This is a genomic window from Ruegeria sp. N11, from assembly GCF_056531525.1.
In genome coordinates, this window is sequence record NZ_JBQFLX010000001.1 from 38,767 (window position 1) to 55,124 (window position 16,358).

The 16,358-nt window shown below is 57.1% G+C and carries 17 protein-coding genes; 11 read left to right on the top strand and 6 right to left on the bottom strand.

Annotated elements, in window-relative coordinates:
- Positions 1-77 precede the first annotated feature (77 nt).
- Positions 78-1,202 (bottom strand): porin, encoded by a 1,125-nt coding sequence (locus ACR0J8_RS00235; protein ID WP_170676416.1) that lies wholly within the window; start codon positions 1,200-1,202, stop codon positions 78-80.
- Positions 1,203-1,521: 319 nt separating this feature from the next.
- The gene (locus ACR0J8_RS00240) at positions 1,522-3,057 is read right to left on the bottom strand and encodes an NAD(P)H-hydrate dehydratase (protein ID WP_480888659.1); all 1,536 of its coding nucleotides are present in this window, start codon (positions 3,055-3,057) and stop codon (positions 1,522-1,524) included.
- A 167-nt stretch (positions 3,058-3,224) separates the two neighbouring features.
- Here ACR0J8_RS00240 and ACR0J8_RS00245 point away from each other — a divergent pair, with 167 nt between their 5' ends.
- From ACR0J8_RS00245 to ACR0J8_RS00265, 5 genes are all read left to right on the top strand, one after another.
- Positions 3,225-3,563 carry a P-II family nitrogen regulator gene (locus ACR0J8_RS00245; RefSeq protein ID WP_480522527.1) on the top strand — a complete coding sequence of 113 codons (339 nt, stop codon included), beginning with the start codon at positions 3,225-3,227 and terminating at the stop codon, positions 3,561-3,563.
- A 43-nt stretch (positions 3,564-3,606) separates the two neighbouring features.
- Positions 3,607-5,013 carry a type I glutamate--ammonia ligase gene (gene glnA / locus ACR0J8_RS00250; RefSeq protein WP_170610233.1) on the top strand — a complete coding sequence of 469 codons (1,407 nt, stop codon included), beginning with the start codon at positions 3,607-3,609 and terminating at the stop codon, positions 5,011-5,013.
- Positions 5,014-5,146: 133 nt separating this feature from the next.
- A complete protein-coding gene (locus tag ACR0J8_RS00255) occupies positions 5,147-5,794 on the top strand; it encodes an MSMEG_1061 family FMN-dependent PPOX-type flavoprotein (protein ID WP_480522529.1) in 648 nt (215 codons plus the stop codon).
- Between the two features lie 78 nt (positions 5,795-5,872).
- Positions 5,873-6,667, top strand: a complete 795-nt coding sequence (locus ACR0J8_RS00260; protein WP_480888660.1) for a lytic murein transglycosylase — start codon at positions 5,873-5,875, stop codon at positions 6,665-6,667.
- A gap of 199 nt (positions 6,668-6,866) precedes the next feature.
- Entirely contained in the window at positions 6,867-7,781 is a 915-nt protein-coding gene (locus ACR0J8_RS00265; protein ID WP_480522531.1) for a hypothetical protein, read from the top strand.
- A gap of 36 nt (positions 7,782-7,817) precedes the next feature.
- On the opposite strand, the gene ACR0J8_RS00270 is transcribed toward ACR0J8_RS00265, so the two are convergent.
- Positions 7,818-8,561: a heme-dependent oxidative N-demethylase family protein gene (locus ACR0J8_RS00270; protein WP_480522532.1), complete on the bottom strand. Its 744-nt coding sequence runs from the start codon at positions 8,559-8,561 to the stop codon at positions 7,818-7,820.
- 123 nt (positions 8,562-8,684) lie between these two features.
- Between ACR0J8_RS00270 and dddP the strand changes: the two genes are divergently transcribed.
- Positions 8,685-10,028 carry a dimethylsulfonioproprionate lyase DddP gene (gene dddP, locus ACR0J8_RS00275; protein WP_480522533.1) on the top strand — a complete coding sequence of 448 codons (1,344 nt, stop codon included), beginning with the start codon at positions 8,685-8,687 and terminating at the stop codon, positions 10,026-10,028.
- 187 nt (positions 10,029-10,215) lie between these two features.
- Positions 10,216-11,433: a bifunctional alpha/beta hydrolase/OsmC family protein gene (locus ACR0J8_RS00280; RefSeq protein ID WP_170610221.1), complete on the top strand. Its 1,218-nt coding sequence runs from the start codon at positions 10,216-10,218 to the stop codon at positions 11,431-11,433.
- 12 nt (positions 11,434-11,445) lie between these two features.
- Here ACR0J8_RS00280 and ACR0J8_RS00285 read toward each other — a convergent pair whose 3' ends face one another.
- The 3 genes from ACR0J8_RS00285 to ACR0J8_RS00295 form a co-directional block, all read right to left on the bottom strand.
- Positions 11,446-11,769, bottom strand: coding sequence for a hypothetical protein (locus ACR0J8_RS00285; protein ID WP_170610219.1), 324 nt, complete (start codon positions 11,767-11,769; stop codon positions 11,446-11,448).
- A 10-nt stretch (positions 11,770-11,779) separates the two neighbouring features.
- Complete coding sequence (locus ACR0J8_RS00290; RefSeq protein WP_480522534.1) at positions 11,780-12,340, bottom strand: hypothetical protein; 561 nt, start codon at positions 12,338-12,340, stop codon at positions 11,780-11,782.
- Positions 12,341-12,484: 144 nt separating this feature from the next.
- Positions 12,485-12,817 carry a hypothetical protein gene (locus tag ACR0J8_RS00295; RefSeq protein WP_480522535.1) on the bottom strand — a complete coding sequence of 111 codons (333 nt, stop codon included), beginning with the start codon at positions 12,815-12,817 and terminating at the stop codon, positions 12,485-12,487.
- A gap of 87 nt (positions 12,818-12,904) precedes the next feature.
- Between ACR0J8_RS00295 and purB the strand changes: the two genes are divergently transcribed.
- The 4 genes from purB to ACR0J8_RS00315 all read left to right on the top strand — a co-directional run bounded on the left by purB (position 12,905) and on the right by ACR0J8_RS00315 (position 16,290).
- On the top strand, positions 12,905-14,209 hold the full coding sequence (purB, locus tag ACR0J8_RS00300) for an adenylosuccinate lyase (protein ID WP_480522537.1): 1,305 nt from the start codon (positions 12,905-12,907) through the stop codon (positions 14,207-14,209).
- A gap of 117 nt (positions 14,210-14,326) precedes the next feature.
- Positions 14,327-14,479: a chitin-binding domain-containing protein gene (locus ACR0J8_RS00305; protein WP_480522539.1), complete on the top strand. Its 153-nt coding sequence runs from the start codon at positions 14,327-14,329 to the stop codon at positions 14,477-14,479.
- 102 nt (positions 14,480-14,581) lie between these two features.
- Positions 14,582-15,124 carry a hypothetical protein gene (locus ACR0J8_RS00310; protein ID WP_170610210.1) on the top strand — a complete coding sequence of 181 codons (543 nt, stop codon included), beginning with the start codon at positions 14,582-14,584 and terminating at the stop codon, positions 15,122-15,124.
- Positions 15,125-15,192: 68 nt separating this feature from the next.
- Positions 15,193-16,290 (top strand): flagellar motor switch protein FliG, encoded by a 1,098-nt coding sequence (locus ACR0J8_RS00315; RefSeq protein WP_480522540.1) that lies wholly within the window; start codon positions 15,193-15,195, stop codon positions 16,288-16,290.
- Positions 16,291-16,358: the final 68 nt, after the last annotated feature.

Genomic DNA, 16,358 nt, shown 5'->3' on the forward strand with positions numbered 1-16,358 from the left:
AGCTTTGTTTTGCCGCTGAATTGAACAAAAAAGCGCCCCGGAACGAACCGGAGCGCTTGCATGCCTCAGAAGCAGGATCAGAACCGCCAGCGCGCGCCCAGAACCCACGCTTCGTTTTTGTCGAAACTGATCGTGTCGTCGAAATCGTGGTTGCGGTACTTCAGATATGCGTCGGTGTTGATGCTGTCGAACCGTTGAACGATGGCAATACCCCAGGACTTGGTGCTTGAACCGCTGTTCTCAAAATCCGACCCGTCGAAATAGTCGATACCAACGCCGGTTTTGCCCCAGGAAACCCAGTCCCCTTCATAAGCCAGCTTGGTGTACCAATAGTCCGGATCGCTTGCACCGGATGAGGTGTCATCGCGCGAACCAAGGGCCGCGGTAAAGCTGAACCCGCTGGGCAGCAGAACCGAGGCTGACCCGATCGTGTCTTTTCGCTCACCAGATGAGTTGTCAAAGTCGCGCACGGCGTAGGCGATGCTGGCGGCAAACTCGACGCCGTTGGAGAACGTATTGCCGTAGGAAACCGCGATGTCATAGTAGTCGTCGTCATCGCTGCTGGACAGGATGTTCTGACCATAGGCAATTGCCGCCGAGAACCCGTTGAAATCCGGCGTGTCATAGCGGATGCGCCCGCGACGTGCCCCGTCAAAGTTGCTTGACGAGTCGCCCACTGTAATCGTGCTCAGTGTGCCTGTGGGATCACGATAGAAGAACGCTCCGTTTTCATCGTTGGTGAACGAATACAAAGCGGTCCCGACATAAGACAGATCAACTTCTGCGGCCCCATCCGATGCCATGCTGCCCTGACCAGCCGAGAACTTTCCGTACCCCCCCTTCAGCGAGAAATCGACGTGGCGAATGTCTTCGCGCGACCATCCGTTGTTGTTGGTGCCGAACTGGTTGGCCGTCCCTGTGCTGGGCAAGCCCAGGCCGGTTTCCAACCAGAACATGAACTCGTTGCTGCCATAGGGCTGCATCAAACGCAGACCGACCCGGCTGTTGGACAGGTCGTTGTCCAGAACACGTGTCTCGGTATCCTGGCCGTCGTCCACCGAAACAAGAGCTGGGTGGAACTGTCCGTATAGATGCACATATCCGCCGCTGTTATTTTCATATTTTAACTCAGCAGCAGCTGGTATCGCGCCTGTTGCCGCCAAAATCGCGGCTATTGATGAGTTTCGGAGAATCTTAGTCATATCTGTCACCATGATGGGGTTCTGGTTTCACGTCCCGCCCATTTGTCCACGAAAATCTGAGGTTCCAATAGCCGGCATTTCAGACAGTAGAAGCATTGCATATTCGCCACATCGAGAGCCCAAGGCAGAGATTTATACTCAATAATTTCAACCGCTTAAATCTGACTTTCAGCAGTCAAAGGTAGTCTGCAAGAAAATTCTGCCAATCAGCCATGCAACTGGCAAACACTTGCTGTGCATTTTCGTCAACGCCGCTGGCAAAATTACGCCGATCAGCCAGCTTTTCGGCGACCCGCCGCGCAGACAATCAAACATTCAACTATTTCAAAACATTTGGCAACTGCTCGGGCAGGTCCTCGGCAATCAGTCCGGGGCCAAATTGCCGCGAACATTCCACATGCAACCACGCAGCAGCTTCGGCGGCCTGCATCGGCCCAAGCCCTCGCGCCATCAATCCGGTGATGAAGCCTGCAAGAACATCTCCGGCCCCTGCCGTGGCCAGCCATGGCGCCGATCGGTCATAAAACGCCGAGCTTATGGAACACCGCCCGTCCGGCGCCGCGATCACAGTATCCGGCCCCTTGAACAGAACCACGCATCCTGCCCGCTCGGCAGCATCACGGGTTGCGTCAACCTTGGAGTATGCCGGGCCTTTGTCGGGAACTTCTTCCAGCTTCTGTGCAATATCCGGAAACAGCCGGGCAAACTCGCCCCCGTGTGGTGTCAGCACGCAGTTCTCATGCAGATGATCGAACAATGCCTTGGGGTCCTCTGCAAACGCCGTCAACGCATCGGCATCCAGCACGGTTGAGCGCCCTGCCGACAGTGCCGCCGGCACCAAGTCACGGGCACGATCCAGCCCCATTCCCGGACCAAGGCATAACGCATTCAGTCGCCCGTCCTTCAGCACCCGGGAAAGCTCGTCAGCCCCTTCAGCCAGTTGCAACATGACAGCGGTGACCTGCGCGGCAACTTCCAACTGCGCGGCCGGGGGCACACCAATTGTCACCAGCCCTGCCCCAATCCGCAACGCGCCCCGCGCGGCCAACCGCGCGGCACCGGTTTTGCCCGGCCCGCCGGAAAGGATCAGGGCATGGCCATAAGAATATTTGTGATCTTTCGGTTCCTTCGAGACCCGAAAACTCTCTTCCAAAACCAGCTTAACAACTCGATTGTTATTTTCTCGTTCAAGGCCGATCGACTTTGTCCGAACCACACCGCAATTGGCGGGGCCTTCGCCGATCATGTGACCAACCTTCATGTCGTGAAAAGTTACGGTAAGATCCGCTTGGATCACGTTTCCCAGCACGCGCCCACTGTCGGCGCACAAGCCGCTGGGAATATCGATTGCAACCACCCGCAGGCCGCGTTCTGAAGACAGGTCCCTTACCCGCTCATTTGCCAGCAAGGAGAAGCCGCCCTGAAACGGTCGCGTCAGCCCGGTTCCGAACAATCCGTCAATTACCAGGTCTAGGTCTGAAGGGAAATTGAGATTGTCATCTGCAAGCGTATCGATCTTTCGGACACTGACGTCGGACTTGCCTTGGCACCGCTCAAAGTTTCTTCGTGCGTCAGGCGGGAGTTTTGCGGCGTCGCCGTACAGAAACACCTCAACCTCCCAGCCCCACTCTTTCAACAACCGGGCAACAACAAACCCGTCACCACCATTGTTTCCCGGCCCGCACAGCACCAATGCGCGACCGGACGTTTTTGCCAGCTCGGGCCATTCCTCAAAAATCGCCACAACAACGCCCTGCCCGGCGCGTTCCATGAGTTCCAGACCGGTAACCTTGCCCGATTCAATCGCAGCCAGTTCAATCGCCCGCATCTGCGCCGCCGTCAGCAAATCCGTCATCTCATCTCCCGCGCGATTCAATTTCGATTACATTTTGTGCAACTCGATGAAAATTTCACCGCTCGCTGAAATTCTACGCACAAGCAACCGGTCCGTTTCGCAATCAGATTGCCCAGCGATCTTAGACGTGATCACTGCCAACCTGACAAGCAGATTAGGAGGCCGGGATGAAGAAGATCGAAGCGATCATCAAACCGTTCAAACTGGACGAAGTGAAAGAGGCGCTACAGGACGTTGGCGTCCAGGGCCTCAGTGTCATCGAAGTTAAAGGGTTCGGTCGTCAGAAGGGCCATACCGAACTCTACCGCGGCGCGGAGTATGTGGTCGACTTTCTGCCGAAGGTAAAAGTCGAGGTGGTGCTGGACGACGATCAAGTCGACGCGGCCATCGAAGCCATCGTGGATGCCGCCAAAACCGACAAGATCGGCGACGGCAAGATCTTTGTCTCGCCCGTCGAACAAGCCATCCGCATCCGTACCGGCGAGACCGGCTCGGAAGCCCTGTAAATCAACCGAATATCCTGACATATTAATCAGAAGGACCAAGGGAATGAGCGCAGAAGCAGTTCTCAAAACTCTCCGCGAAGAAGACGTCGCCTACGTCGACATCCGCTTCACCGACGTGCGGGGCAAGTTGCAGCACGTGACCGTCGATGTGGATCTAGTCGATGAAGACTTCCTGGAAGAAGGCTTTATGTTCGACGGCTCCTCGATTGCTGGCTGGAAGTCGATCGAAAACTCGGACATGAAACTGATCGCCGACACTGAATCGGCCTACATCGATCCGTTCTACGCCGAAAAAACGCTGTGCCTGCACTGCTCGATCGTTGAACCTGACACCGGCGAAGCTTATGGCCGCGACCCGCGCGGCACCGCGCAGAAGGCCGAAGCCTATCTGAAAGCCAGCGGTGTTGGTGACGTGGCCTATATGGGCCCCGAAGCCGAATTCTTCCTGTTCGATGATGTCCGTTATTCAAATACAATGAACAAGGTATCGTTCGAAGTTGATGCAACCGACGCGGCCTGGAACACTGATACCGAATACGAAATGGGCAACATGGGCCACCGTCCGGGCGTCAAGGGCGGTTACTTCCCGGTGAACCCGATCGACGAGGCGCAGGACCTGCGTTCGGAAATGCTGTCGACTATGAAGCGTCTGGGCATGAAGGTCGACAAGCACCATCACGAAGTTGCCTCGTGCCAGCACGAACTGGGTCTGATCTTCAACAGCCTGACCAAACAGGCGGACGAGTTGCAGAAGTACAAATACGTCATTCACAACGTGGCGCACGCCTATGGCAAATCGGCAACTTTCATGCCCAAGCCCATCTATGGCGACAACGGCACCGGCATGCACGTAAACATGTCGATCTGGAAAGAAGGCAAGCCGCTGTTTGCAGGCGACAAATACGCCGACCTGTCAGACGAAGCCCTGTGGTACATCGGCGGTATTCTGAAACACGCCAAGACCCTGAATGCTTTCACCAACCCGTCGACCAACAGCTACAAGCGTCTGATCCCGGGCTTTGAGGCACCTGTTCTGCGCGCCTATTCGGCACGCAACCGTTCGGGCTGCATCCGTATTCCATGGACCGAAAGCCCGAAAGCCAAGCGCGTCGAGGCCCGCTTCCCCGATCCGGCTGCAAACCCCTACCTGGCGTTTGCCGCGCTGCTGATGGCCGGTCTGGACGGCATCAAGAACAAGATCGATCCAGGCGAAGCCATGGACAAGAACCTGTACGATCTGCCTGCCGAAGAGCTGGCCGACATCCCGACCGTTTGTGGCTCGCTGCGCGAAGCTCTGGAATCTCTGGCATCTGATCATGACTTCCTGCTGCAGGGCGACGTGTTTACCAAAGACCAGATCGACGGCTACATCGCGCTGAAGATGGAAGAGGTCGAAACCTACGAGCACACGCCGCATCCGGTTGAATACGGCATGTACTACAGCTGCTGATCAGGAATTTTCGACGAAAATTCTCGCAAAAGGGGGCGTCCATCGGGCGCCCCTTTTCTTGTCACCGTACCGGATTTGACGGATTGCGAGCGATCTTTCACACTCGGGCCACAGATCCCAGCGGAGAAACCTCATGCCCGCCAGTGACGCGCCCTTTCTACGGTATTCGCATTTCATTACGTCTGCGGACGAACTGGAACAGATTACCGGTGCGCCCCTGCCGCAGATTGTTGCCAAGGAAATACCGGCATTGGACCAGATGTGCCGCGATTTCATCGGCACATCGCCGTTTTGCCTGATCGCGTCGGCCAATCCCGACGGTCACCTTGATATCTCGCCCCGCGGCGATCCCGCGGGGTTTGTCGAAATCCTGTCTGACACTCTGATCGCTATCCCGGATCGCCCCGGCAACAAGCGGGTGGATACGTTTCATAACATCTTGCAGGACCCACGCGTGAGTGTGATCTTTCTGGTCCCTGGGAAAATGGAAACATTGCGATTGCGCGGCACGGCCCGGCTTTGTGCCGATCCGGGTTTGCTGAGCGGTATGACCATGCACGGCAAGGCACCAAAGCTGGCACTACTGATCCATATCCAGACGATTTTTGCGCATTGCCCAAAGTGCATCGTCCGCTCTCACCTTTGGCAACCCGAAGAATGGCCGGATTCATCTCATCTACCCAATATGAACGCGATGATGGTCAAACACGCCAGAATCGACGCCACGCCGGAACAGTGGTTTGAAAGCCTCAAAGAGGCCGGAGAACTGGACCTTTACTGACCCGTCCCGGGAATTCGTTTGCCATTTCCCGCATGGCGCGTACGCTGCCCCAGAGTTTCAAGTTATTGGATAGGTTTCATGCTTCGACTTGCAACGGCGATATTCTGTGCCTTGTCCCTGCCGTCCCTGGCAATCTCCGCGCCTTGCGGCAACACCGGCAGCGGGTTTGAGGTATGGAAGGCCGATTTCGCCAAACAGGCGCGGCGCGCGGGTGTAAAAAAGAAAGGGCTGCAGGCACTGGCCCAGACGCAATACGCCACGCGAACAATTTCAGCAGATCGTAACCAGAAAAGTTTCAAATACTCGCTGGACAAGTTCATGCAGGTGCGCGGCGCCGACACGATTGTCGCGCAGGGACGCAAGCGAAAGGCCCGCAACCCGCAGTTTTACGCCGCGCTTGAACGGCAATACGGCGTACCTGCCGGTGTTCTGATCGCCATTCACGGCATGGAAACAGGGTTTGGAAACTTCATGGGCGACAGCCAGGTTGTTTCCGCAATAACGACACTGGCCTATGATTGTCGCCGTTCCGAATTCTTCATTCCGCACGCAATCGGGGCATTGAAACTGGTGGATCAGGGCAGCGTCACGATGGCGACAAAAGGGGCAAAACATGGCGAGCTGGGCCACACGCAGTTCCTGCCGGGGAATGCCCTGACCTATGGTGTCGATGCGACGGGTGACGGTCGGGTGGACTTTTACAACATGACCGACGCCCTGGCTTCGACCGCGAATTTTCTTCGCAAGAAAGGGTGGAAACCCGGCCGGGGCTATCAGAAAGGGCAGCCCAATTTTGCGGTTATCCAGCAGTGGAATGCCGCCTCGGTCTATCAGCAATCCATAGCAATCATGGGGCAGCGAATCGAGCAATAGGCGAAACAAGGTTCCAACACAGGCGATCCCAACTTTGGCCACATTGTCGCCACAGATGCCCGAATTTTCCCCTAGTCTCTTGGTTTCCAAAGCGTAATCAATCCCGCGAAAATTGATTTTTTTTGCATTTTCGTCAAATTCTCCCCCAGATCACCCGCTAGTCTGCGGTCTCAGACAGAAAGCGACAAAGGAATGCGCGGTGAGTCGGAAGCACAGTTATCATGGCGGTCTGCAATTTGACGGTGAGACCAAGGGCGCGATCGAACGCTTTGGCAATATCGTCGCGGCGACGCTGGAAGACTATGGTCATCTGATCGAGCGCAAGTCGCTGCTCAGCGGCACCGAGGCCAGCATCGTCTCAAGCCAGTATCTGGTTCGTCTGACACTGGATACGGAATTGAACGGGGTCGACGACCGTTTCGACCGGCTGGACCGCACTGCTGGCCTGAAAACGATACCCAAACCTCCGGTGACACGACCAAAGAACCGTCTGGTCATTTCGGTCTCACCGGTGTCAGCTTTGCTGGATGACAGCGAAATTTCCGAGCTTATGCTGGTTGTGATCCTGTATCGCATGGTCGACATCTGTTCGACCCAGCGCGTGGAGTGGCTTTCGCCCAACGCGGTTTTGACCATCGAACAGTTCATGAGCGCGTTTGATACGCTAATGCCAAGCAAACCCCGGGACAGAAAACAGATATTTCAGTCCGTAACCGGCCCGTTTGCAGGCGTCAGCACCTCGAATACCGCAGATCATTACCAGCCGGAAGCTGCGATACCGAAACCGAACGCAAGGCCGATCCAGTTGTCGGACGATCAATTGCTGAGCATCGCGTTCAGAACAGAGCAGACGGATCAACAGTCTTACGCACCAAATGAAACGACCACCGACGAGGTTGAAAAGCCCAGCGACATCCTGCGTCTGACAAGTTGGGGCCTGACCGGGGCCGTGGCCAGCATGTCGGCACCGATCGCGCTTTCTCTGGCTGCTGTGAACCTGATCCGGGGCGAGGATTTCCGACTCAATACTCAGGTTCTGGCTTTTACGGTCGCGATCGTGACCCTTAATTCCAGTGGCGCATTTGCAGGTGTTGCCGGCGCCCTAGGTCTATGAAGCTTTACTAGAAGACCCTCCTAGGAGGCCCCGCCATCAGGCGGGGTTTTCCATTTCCAGCACCCTGTCAGCCGCCAGAACATAAGTGTGGATCGAGAAAACAACGGCGCGCGTTTGGGGCAGTCTTAGAATGGTCTGACGCTCGCTGCGCAGAAAAGGCGTGTTTCCCGGATCCCGGATTTTCCGCGGCTCGCTGGTACTTCGGGGCTGAAACAGCTCGGCGTCATCGTACCACAGCGCGTTAAAGCGCCAGAGTGGTCGATCCGGCTGAATCCCGTCAAACAGACGCTGAACCCGCCTGGCGACGTTTTCATCATAACTGTTGACGGTATGATGAATATCGATCAGCGGACGCATGAATTTCTCGGACAGTCGCCAACTGGCCGGGAAACACAGGATCGCACCGGTCAGAACATGTTCGCCGCCCTGTTTCTGCAGAATGCAAAAATCTTCCTGAACAAGCCGACACAGAGTATCCAGGGGCCTTGCGCGGTCAATCAGCACTTCCGCCCCGTCAGACCGGATCACATGATCGGATGTTTCAGGGTAAACCTGCCGCAACACCATATCCAGCAATTCCTGCGCAGCCGGTTCTGCACCGGGATCCAGTGCCAGAACATCATCGCGTCGCTCTGCCAACAAATCCTCGCGCCTGCGCATCTGGGCTGCAAACGCTTCGTCGCGGTTCAACCAGTCTTCGGGGTGTGCGGGCTGGATCCCCGGCAGCGGCTTCGCAGCCAGCGGGTTATAGGGAATGTGTTGTTGCAGTATTTCAGTCATGGCCTAGGGCTATCACCGTATTTTGGTATTGTCGGTCCAAAAGCGACTGAACATGGGTCGCAAACTACTAAGACGGCATGGGACGGTACGACCATCTTTACCGGGCCAAAAGGGAGCGAAGCCATGAATCAGCATTACCGGGACACCCGCAAGATCGACCCGACCAAGGGGGCAACGCTGGGTGACGGTACGCCAAACGAAAACGATCGCATAGAAATCGGCCCGACCCAATTGGCGTTTGCAGAATGGGAACAAGCGGGTCTGGTTCTTCCCGATCTGGCCCGGATGCGGGAATATCGGTGGAAACAGCTGACCCAATCTATCGTTGATCGCGGATACGGCGGGTTGCTGATGTTCGATCCGCTGAACATCCGATACGCCACCGATAGCACCAACATGCAGCTGTGGAATACACATAACCCCTTTCGCGCGGTTCTCTTATGCGCCGACGGCTATATGGTGATCTGGGACTACAAGAACTCTCCCTTTCTGTCCAAGTTCAATCCATTGGTGCGTGAACAGCGTTCGGGCGCTGATCTGTTTTATTTCGACCGCGGTGACAAGGTGGACGTGGCCGCCGATGTTTTCTCGAACGAGGTGCGCCTTCTGATCGACGAACACAGCGGCGGCAACAAACGACTGGCAGTGGACAAGATCATGCTGCACGGGCTGCGCGCACTTGAAGCGCAGGGATTCGAGATCATGGAAGGAGAAGAGGTCACCGAAAAGACCCGCGCCATCAAAGGTCCCGACGAAATCCTCGCCATGCGCTGCGCCAATCACGCCTGTGAAACCGCTGTTGGCGAGATGGAAAAGTTCGCCCGCGCCAATGTTGGTGACGGCAAGACCTCGGAAGATGATGTCTGGGCTATCTTGCACGCCGAAAACATCCGGCGCGGCGGCGAATGGATTGAAACGCGCCTGCTTGCCTCGGGCCAGCGAACAAACCCTTGGTTTCAGGAATGTGGCCCCCGGGTAACCCGGAAGAACGAAATCATTGCCTTTGACACGGACCTGATCGGTTCCTACGGGATCTGCATCGACATTTCCCGCACCTGGTGGATCGGCGATGAGAAGCCGCGCGCCGACATGATCTATGCCATGCAGCACGCGCATGAACATATCATGACCAACATGGAAATGCTGAAGCCCGGCGTCACGATCCCCGAACTGACGGCCAATGCTCATAGGCTGGACGAAAAGTTCCAGGCCCAGAAATACGGCTGCCTGATGCATGGCGTGGGCCTGTGCGATGAATGGCCTCTGGTTGCCTATCCGGATCAGGCGGTTGCGGGTGCCTACGACTACCCGCTTGAACCGGGCATGGTTCTGTGTGTCGAGGCAGCGGTCGGAGAAGTCGGCGGCGACTTTTCGATCAAGCTTGAGGATCAGGTTCTGATCACCGAGGACGGATATGAGAACCTGACGAAATATCCCTTTGATCCAGCCCTGATGGGTTTGGCTTAGGTCTCCTTCCAACCAGACCGCGTCACCTGGCATTCTGCGAGAGGTTCTGCCTCTCGTGCCTTCACAGATGCTTTTGGCATAAGAAGAACTCGGGAATTCCTGTCACCTCCGCGTGAGGCACATGTCAGGCGGGTTGAGATAAGGCGTCGCTGTGCCCACTGTGAAGCCAACGACCAAGGAGTTCCTTATGCCGACCGAACGCATTACATTTTCCGGGCACGATGGCAGCCAACTGGCAGCTCGCCTTGACCTGCCCGACGGGCCGGTTTTGGCAACAGCCCTTTTTGCGCACTGCTTTACCTGTTCCAAAGACATCCCTGCCGCGCGGCGCATTTCTGCGCGCCTGGCGGTCATGGGCATTGCCGTGCTGCGTTTTGATTTTACAGGTTTGGGGCATTCTGGAGGCGAGTTTGCAAACACGACTTTTTCGTCAAATGTTGAAGATCTGATCGCGGCGGCGACTTATCTGGAAGGGCGCGACATGGCTCCTGCCCTGCTGATCGGGCATTCGCTGGGCGGCGCCGCTGTTCTGCGGGCACGTGCGGGCATTCCCTCGGTCAAGGCTGTTGTCACTCTTGGCGCACCGGCCGATCCCGGGCACGTGTCCCACCATTTCGAAGCCGCGTTGCCGGAAATCGAACAGGACGGTTCGGCCGAGGTTCTGCTGGGCGGGCGGCCGTTTCGGATCGGTAAGGCCTTTGTGGATGACATTTCAGAATCCGCTTTGACCCCGGCCATCGGTGATTTGAAGGCTGCACTTCTGATCCTGCATGCCCCACGTGACGAAACGGTGAGCATCGACAATGCCGGTGCGATTTTCCAGGCCGCCAAACATCCCAAAAGCTTTGTCACCCTCGATGATGCCGATCACCTAATTACGCGGGCCTCCGATGCCGAATACGCCGCCGATGTAATCTCGGCCTGGGTTGGACGTTACGTACCCTTGTGTCCGCCCGCACCGCCGCCCGGCGCGCCGGAAGGTGTGGTGCGGGTGATCGAGGCCGACCCATCCGGCTTCTTGCAGGATATTCAGGCTGGCCCTCGTCACCACGCGGTCGCGGATGAGCCAGCCTCGTACGGGGGTACGGATCGGGGCATGTCGCCCTATGGTTTCGTGTCATCCGGCCTGGGTGCGTGCACGTCCATGACGATCCGCATGTATGCGCGGCGCAAGAACTGGCCGCTGACCCATGTCAGCGTCGATGTCTGCCATGACAAGGTTCATGCGCAGGATGCCGGGCTTGTCACGGAAGGCAAGGTTGACCTGTTCCGCAGAAAAATCCGGCTGGAAGGCCCGCTGACGCAGGACCAACGCACCCGGCTTATGGAAATCGCCGACAAATGCCCCGTGCACAGAACTTTGGAAGCGTCCGTCCACATTACAACCGAATTGCTGCCGACCTGAACGCCCCGTTGATTACCGTCGGCGGGGAGCAGGGCGGTGTATCGGCGGTCGGGCGGCCGGAGGCCGGGTCACCGGTGGCTTCGCCACAGGTGGCCTTGGACGTGTCGGTGGTTGCCCGCCGGGTCGGTTCGGTCGATCAGGTCTGACTGGCCTGTTCACGTCAATATCGACATCCACGTCATGGTAGTAGTCGTTCCACAGCATCGAGTCGTAAAACGGGTCATATCCATATCCGACCCCGACACCAACCGAGACACCGTCGCATGCCGTCAGCAGAAGGCTGGATGCCCCAAGCCCCAGCGCCAGAACAGAGGGTTTGATAAATCTTCTTGTCATCTGAACCTCCTTACCGCGCAGGCTGGAATGACGCGAAAACGGCATTCAGTGTATCGGCATAGGCCGGATCCGCTCCGTTGCGCAGGATTGCGACGACGATCGCAACACGGTCACGCGGCAGATCGATCACAGTGGCGGTAAAGTTCACCCCCCTGCCATCCCTGTTGCCTGTCCCGCGGATCACACGTGCGGGCAAACCGCCGATGCGCCTGTCACTGGTACTTGTGACCGTCGGCTCCTTGACCAGAAACTTGTCGATATCTTCCAGATAACGCAGCCCGTCAGCGATGCTTTTGACACCGTTCGGCGACACAAAACCCATCCAGACATTATCGTCAGTGACTGGACGCATCCCCATGACCCGGGCCACAGCACGCGGATCGCCAAGTTGCGTATCTTCGATTTCCCGAATTCCGCCTGTGCGCAATGTCCAGAAATCGGGCACGTTAAACCGGAACAGCGCGCGCCCGTCGTCGGTATAGGTGACCGGTGTGTCCGCCGATGCGGGTGGGATGCATACCAACCACATCCCCGCACAGGCAGCCAGTGCGGAATTCAAAATAATACGCATATCTCAATAACCTGTTGGTTTCACTTCACGCAGCTTGGCCCACCAAAACGGTACTTGTCCAGCATCAGGGCGCGCATGGTTCGGGAAACCGGGCGGCAACGATCTTCAATATGCAGCGCTCAGCTACTTGACCAACCCATATTTTCAATCAACGTAGGTCCCATCCGTCACGCCGCCATTGTCATCGACAAAACGCACCCTCTGCCCGCTTACCTGAACGTCGTAACACGCCCACAAATCCGAAGGCGGCCAAAGCGAACAGTACCTGTCGTCACGCACATTCCAGCGGCCCGAACTGGGCCTGCCCGAGAAATACTGGGTCAGCATATTGGCGTCGAAGCTCTGCCAGGCTCCTTCTCCATAATCGAGCTTCTTGCTGGTCAAGGCGACAAGTATCTCGTTGCCCGACAACTGGCGGAACTCCTCTGCGGCCAGAAATCCGGGCCACAGCATCAAAATCAGGGCAAACCGTCTCATCTCGGCACTCGCACCTTGTTCCCTTTTGCATGCACGGCTAAACCCCGCGCAACGCCTCATCCCAAACACAAAAAGGTGCAGCCGCCAATGATACCCCGTTATTCCCGCCCTGACATGGTTGCCATCTGGTCGCCCGAGACCAAGTTCCGCATCTGGTACGAGATCGAGGCGCATGCCTGTGACGCCATGGCCGATCTGGGGGTGATCCCGCGCGAAAACGCCGAAGCCGTCTGGAAAGCCAAGGACGTGGAATTCGACGTGGCCCGCATCGACGAGATCGAAGCCGTCACAAAACATGACGTCATCGCCTTTCTGACCCATCTGGCAGAACATGTCGGCAGCGATGAGGCCCGCTTTGTCCATCAGGGCATGACCAGCTCGGACGTGCTGGACACATGTTTCAACGTGCAGCTGACCCGCGCCGCAGATATTCTGGTCGCCGACCTCGAAGGTCTGCTGGCCGCCCTAAAACGTCGCGCAATCGAACACAAGGACACTGTCCGCATTGGTCGCAGCCACGGCATCCACGCCGAGCCGACAACGATGGGCCTGACATTCGCGCGTTTCTACGCCGAGATGGACCGCAACCTGTCCCGGATGCGCGATGCGCGCGCCGAGATTGCCACGGGCGCGATCAGCGGCGCGGTCGGCACCTTCGCCAATATCGACCCGCGCGTCGAGGAGCATGTCTGCGATCAACTGGGTCTGGTCCCCGAGCCAATCAGCACCCAAGTCATCCCCCGTGACCGTCATGCCGCGTTTTTTGCAACGCTGGGCGTCATCGCCAGCAGCATCGAAAACATCGCCATCGAAATCCGCCACATGCAGCGGACCGAGGTGTTGGAGGGGGCTGAGTTCTTCTCGATGGGTCAAAAAGGCTCTTCGGCCATGCCGCACAAGAAGAACCCGGTCCTGACCGAGAACCTGACCGGTCTGGCGCGCATGGTGCGCGCGGCCGTGATCCCGGCGATGGAAAACGTGGCGCTCTGGCACGAGCGGGATATCTCGCATTCTTCGGTCGAACGCATGATCGGACCGGATGCCACAATCACGCTGGACTTTGCGCTGGCACGACTGACAGGCGTGATCGACAAGATGCTGATCTTCCCCGAGAACATGATCGAAAACATGAACAAGTTCCCCGGCCTTGTGATGAGCCAGCGGGTGCTGCTGGCGCTGACACAAGCTGGCGTCAGCCGCGAGGACGCCTATGCCATGGTTCAGCGCAACGCACTGAAAGTCTGGGAACACCGCACCGATTTCAAAGAAGAGCTGCTGGCAGACCCCGACGTCACCGCCGCATTGACCGTCGAGGAAATCGAAGAGAAATTCGACCTTGGCTATCACACCAAACACGTGGACACCATTTTCGCCCGCGTCTTTGGTGAATAGCGCAGACGTTTGATTTCTTTTAGGACCCGGGTCGCTTCCCCGATCCGGGTCTTGTTTTTTGCCAGATTGACGGAATTGGGTTATCCTGCAGGTGCATTTTCCGGATGGGAGAGTCCAATGTTTCGAACCATTCTCTGCGCGTTGACATTTTCCTGCGTTGCATCGGTCGCACTTGCCTGCAGCAATCACACCAATCAGACCCAGTCCTGCGAACCCGGCACAATCTGGGACACCGAGACACAAAGCTGCACCAAAATCGTCAACAGCTGAAAAATCTTTCCTGCTTGTGAATAAAAGCGATCAGTCAATTGTTAGCTTTTCTGAAGATCACGCTATGCTTTTGACAAGTTCCTTTGAAAACGGAGTAGGAATATGCGCCTCGTACTAGCCTCAGCACTTGCCCTTCAGGCTTTTGTGCTCGCTCCCGCCGCGTTCGCAGCAGGTGGTGGCGACAGCAGCCCCCCAAAGCCGACAAACACGACCAAGAAATGCCTGTTCGGGCGCGTGTATGACGAGACGGCTGGTCGCTGTGTCAAACCGAACAAAACCAATTTCACCGAAGATCAGCTTTATGATGCAGTTCGGGAACTGGCCTACGATGGCCAGTATGAAAACGCGCAGGCGATATTGCGCGTGATGGATCAGAATGACGACCGCGTCATGACCTACTGGGGCTTTACCTACCGCAAGATGGGCGAACTGGAACTGGCCAACGTTTTTTATCAAAACGCTATCTCCGCTAACCCGGACAACATCCTTGCCCGTAGCTATATGGCGCAGGGTTTTGTTGCAGAAGGGAAAACCGATCTAGCCATAGCACAGTGGCGCGAGATCAAGGCACGGGGCGGCGAAGGCACATGGGCCGAGACCTCTCTGCGCGATGCAATCCGCACCGGGCTGACCTACAGCTACTGAGGTTCAGGGTAAATTTACCTGTTGCTTCGTAATCTGCTCGTGAAATCGCAATTTGGGACCGCGGACAGATGCAAGACGCCAAAGCTCTGGTACATATATCTCCGGCTGCTTCGACGCCGGTGATCGAAGGGGAAGAAGAAGACGCGGCGCGTGTTGTGCCCCGACAGCTTAGCAACCGGCAAAAAGCCGCTGTTATCGTTAGGCTTCTTCTAAACGAAGGCGCCGACATTCCATTGGAAGAACTCCCGGACGCCTTGCAGGAGAAACTGACCCACCAGCTGGGACAGATGGGTCTGGTGGACCGCGTCACGCTTGATGCGGTCGCTCGGGAATTTACGCGCGCGCTTGAAGGCGTCGGCTTGGCCTTCCCGCACGGGCTGGCAGGCGCTCTGGATGCCGTCAACGGCAAAATTACACCGGCAACGGCAGCGCGATTGCGAAAGGTTGCCGGCGTGCGTCAGATCGGCGACCCGTGGCTGCGCCTTCGTGAAATACCTATCGAAGATCTGGCCAGTATGGCGCAGGCGGAAAGCACCGAAATTGCCGCCGTGATGTTGTCCAAGCTTGATACGCCCAAGGCCGCAGAACTGCTTGGTCACCTTCCAGGCCCCGTGGCCCGCCGCATAACCTATGCCGTATCCAAAACGGCCAACATCACGCCCGAAGCGGTTGAGCGGATTGGATGGTCGCTGGCCGCCCAACTGGATCAGCGCCCTGCCCCGGCCTTTGCGGACCACCCCGGCGCCCGTGTCGGTGCAATCCTGAACCAGTCGGCTGCAACAACCCGGGACGGGTTGCTGACCGCGCTGGATGAAGAGGATTCCGACTTTGCCAGTGTGGTACGCCAGTCCATCTTTACCTTTGCCCACATATCAAACCGCATCACTGCGCGGGACATCCCCGCGCTGTTGCGCGGTATCGATCAACCCGTGCTAGTGACCGCACTGGCGGGCGCAATCGCCGATGAAGACAGGGCTTCGGTCGAATTCCTGCTTTCCAACATTTCTACGCGCATGGCGGAAAATCTGCGCGAGGAAATGGGTGAACGGGGCAAGGTCAGGCAAAAGGATGCGGACGACGCGATGGCGCAGGTTGTCGGTGTCATTCGCGCACTGGTGGATGAAGGAGCCATCACCTTGATCGAACAAGAAGGCGATGAACAATAATGCGACACGCCGGAACGCAATGGTGATCCCTCCGGATTTGCTGAACGCTTGTGGTTGCGGTTTCTGAC

Excerpts from the sequence above, each read along its gene's own strand:
- ACR0J8_RS00235 (WP_170676416.1), bottom strand. The coding sequence starts at position 1,202 with ATGACTAAGATTCTCCGAAACTCATCAATAGCCGCGATTTTGGCGGCA.
- ACR0J8_RS00240 (WP_480888659.1), bottom strand. The coding sequence starts at position 3,057 with ATGACGGATTTGCTGACGGCGGCGCAGATGCGGGCGATTGAACTGGCT.
- ACR0J8_RS00245 (WP_480522527.1), top strand. The coding sequence starts at position 3,225 with ATGAAGAAGATCGAAGCGATCATCAAACCGTTCAAACTGGACGAAGTG.
- glnA (WP_170610233.1), top strand. The coding sequence starts at position 3,607 with ATGAGCGCAGAAGCAGTTCTCAAAACTCTCCGCGAAGAAGACGTCGCC.
- ACR0J8_RS00255 (WP_480522529.1), top strand. The coding sequence starts at position 5,147 with ATGCCCGCCAGTGACGCGCCCTTTCTACGGTATTCGCATTTCATTACG.
- ACR0J8_RS00260 (WP_480888660.1), top strand. The coding sequence starts at position 5,873 with ATGCTTCGACTTGCAACGGCGATATTCTGTGCCTTGTCCCTGCCGTCC.
- ACR0J8_RS00270 (WP_480522532.1), bottom strand. The coding sequence starts at position 8,561 with ATGACTGAAATACTGCAACAACACATTCCCTATAACCCGCTGGCTGCG.
- dddP (WP_480522533.1), top strand. The coding sequence starts at position 8,685 with ATGAATCAGCATTACCGGGACACCCGCAAGATCGACCCGACCAAGGGG.
- ACR0J8_RS00280 (WP_170610221.1), top strand. The coding sequence starts at position 10,216 with ATGCCGACCGAACGCATTACATTTTCCGGGCACGATGGCAGCCAACTG.
- ACR0J8_RS00285 (WP_170610219.1), bottom strand. The coding sequence starts at position 11,769 with ATGACAAGAAGATTTATCAAACCCTCTGTTCTGGCGCTGGGGCTTGGG.
- ACR0J8_RS00290 (WP_480522534.1), bottom strand. The coding sequence starts at position 12,340 with ATGCGTATTATTTTGAATTCCGCACTGGCTGCCTGTGCGGGGATGTGG.
- ACR0J8_RS00295 (WP_480522535.1), bottom strand. The coding sequence starts at position 12,817 with ATGAGACGGTTTGCCCTGATTTTGATGCTGTGGCCCGGATTTCTGGCC.
- purB (WP_480522537.1), top strand. The coding sequence starts at position 12,905 with ATGATACCCCGTTATTCCCGCCCTGACATGGTTGCCATCTGGTCGCCC.
- ACR0J8_RS00305 (WP_480522539.1), top strand. The coding sequence starts at position 14,327 with ATGTTTCGAACCATTCTCTGCGCGTTGACATTTTCCTGCGTTGCATCG.
- ACR0J8_RS00310 (WP_170610210.1), top strand. The coding sequence starts at position 14,582 with ATGCGCCTCGTACTAGCCTCAGCACTTGCCCTTCAGGCTTTTGTGCTC.
- ACR0J8_RS00315 (WP_480522540.1), top strand. The coding sequence starts at position 15,193 with ATGCAAGACGCCAAAGCTCTGGTACATATATCTCCGGCTGCTTCGACG.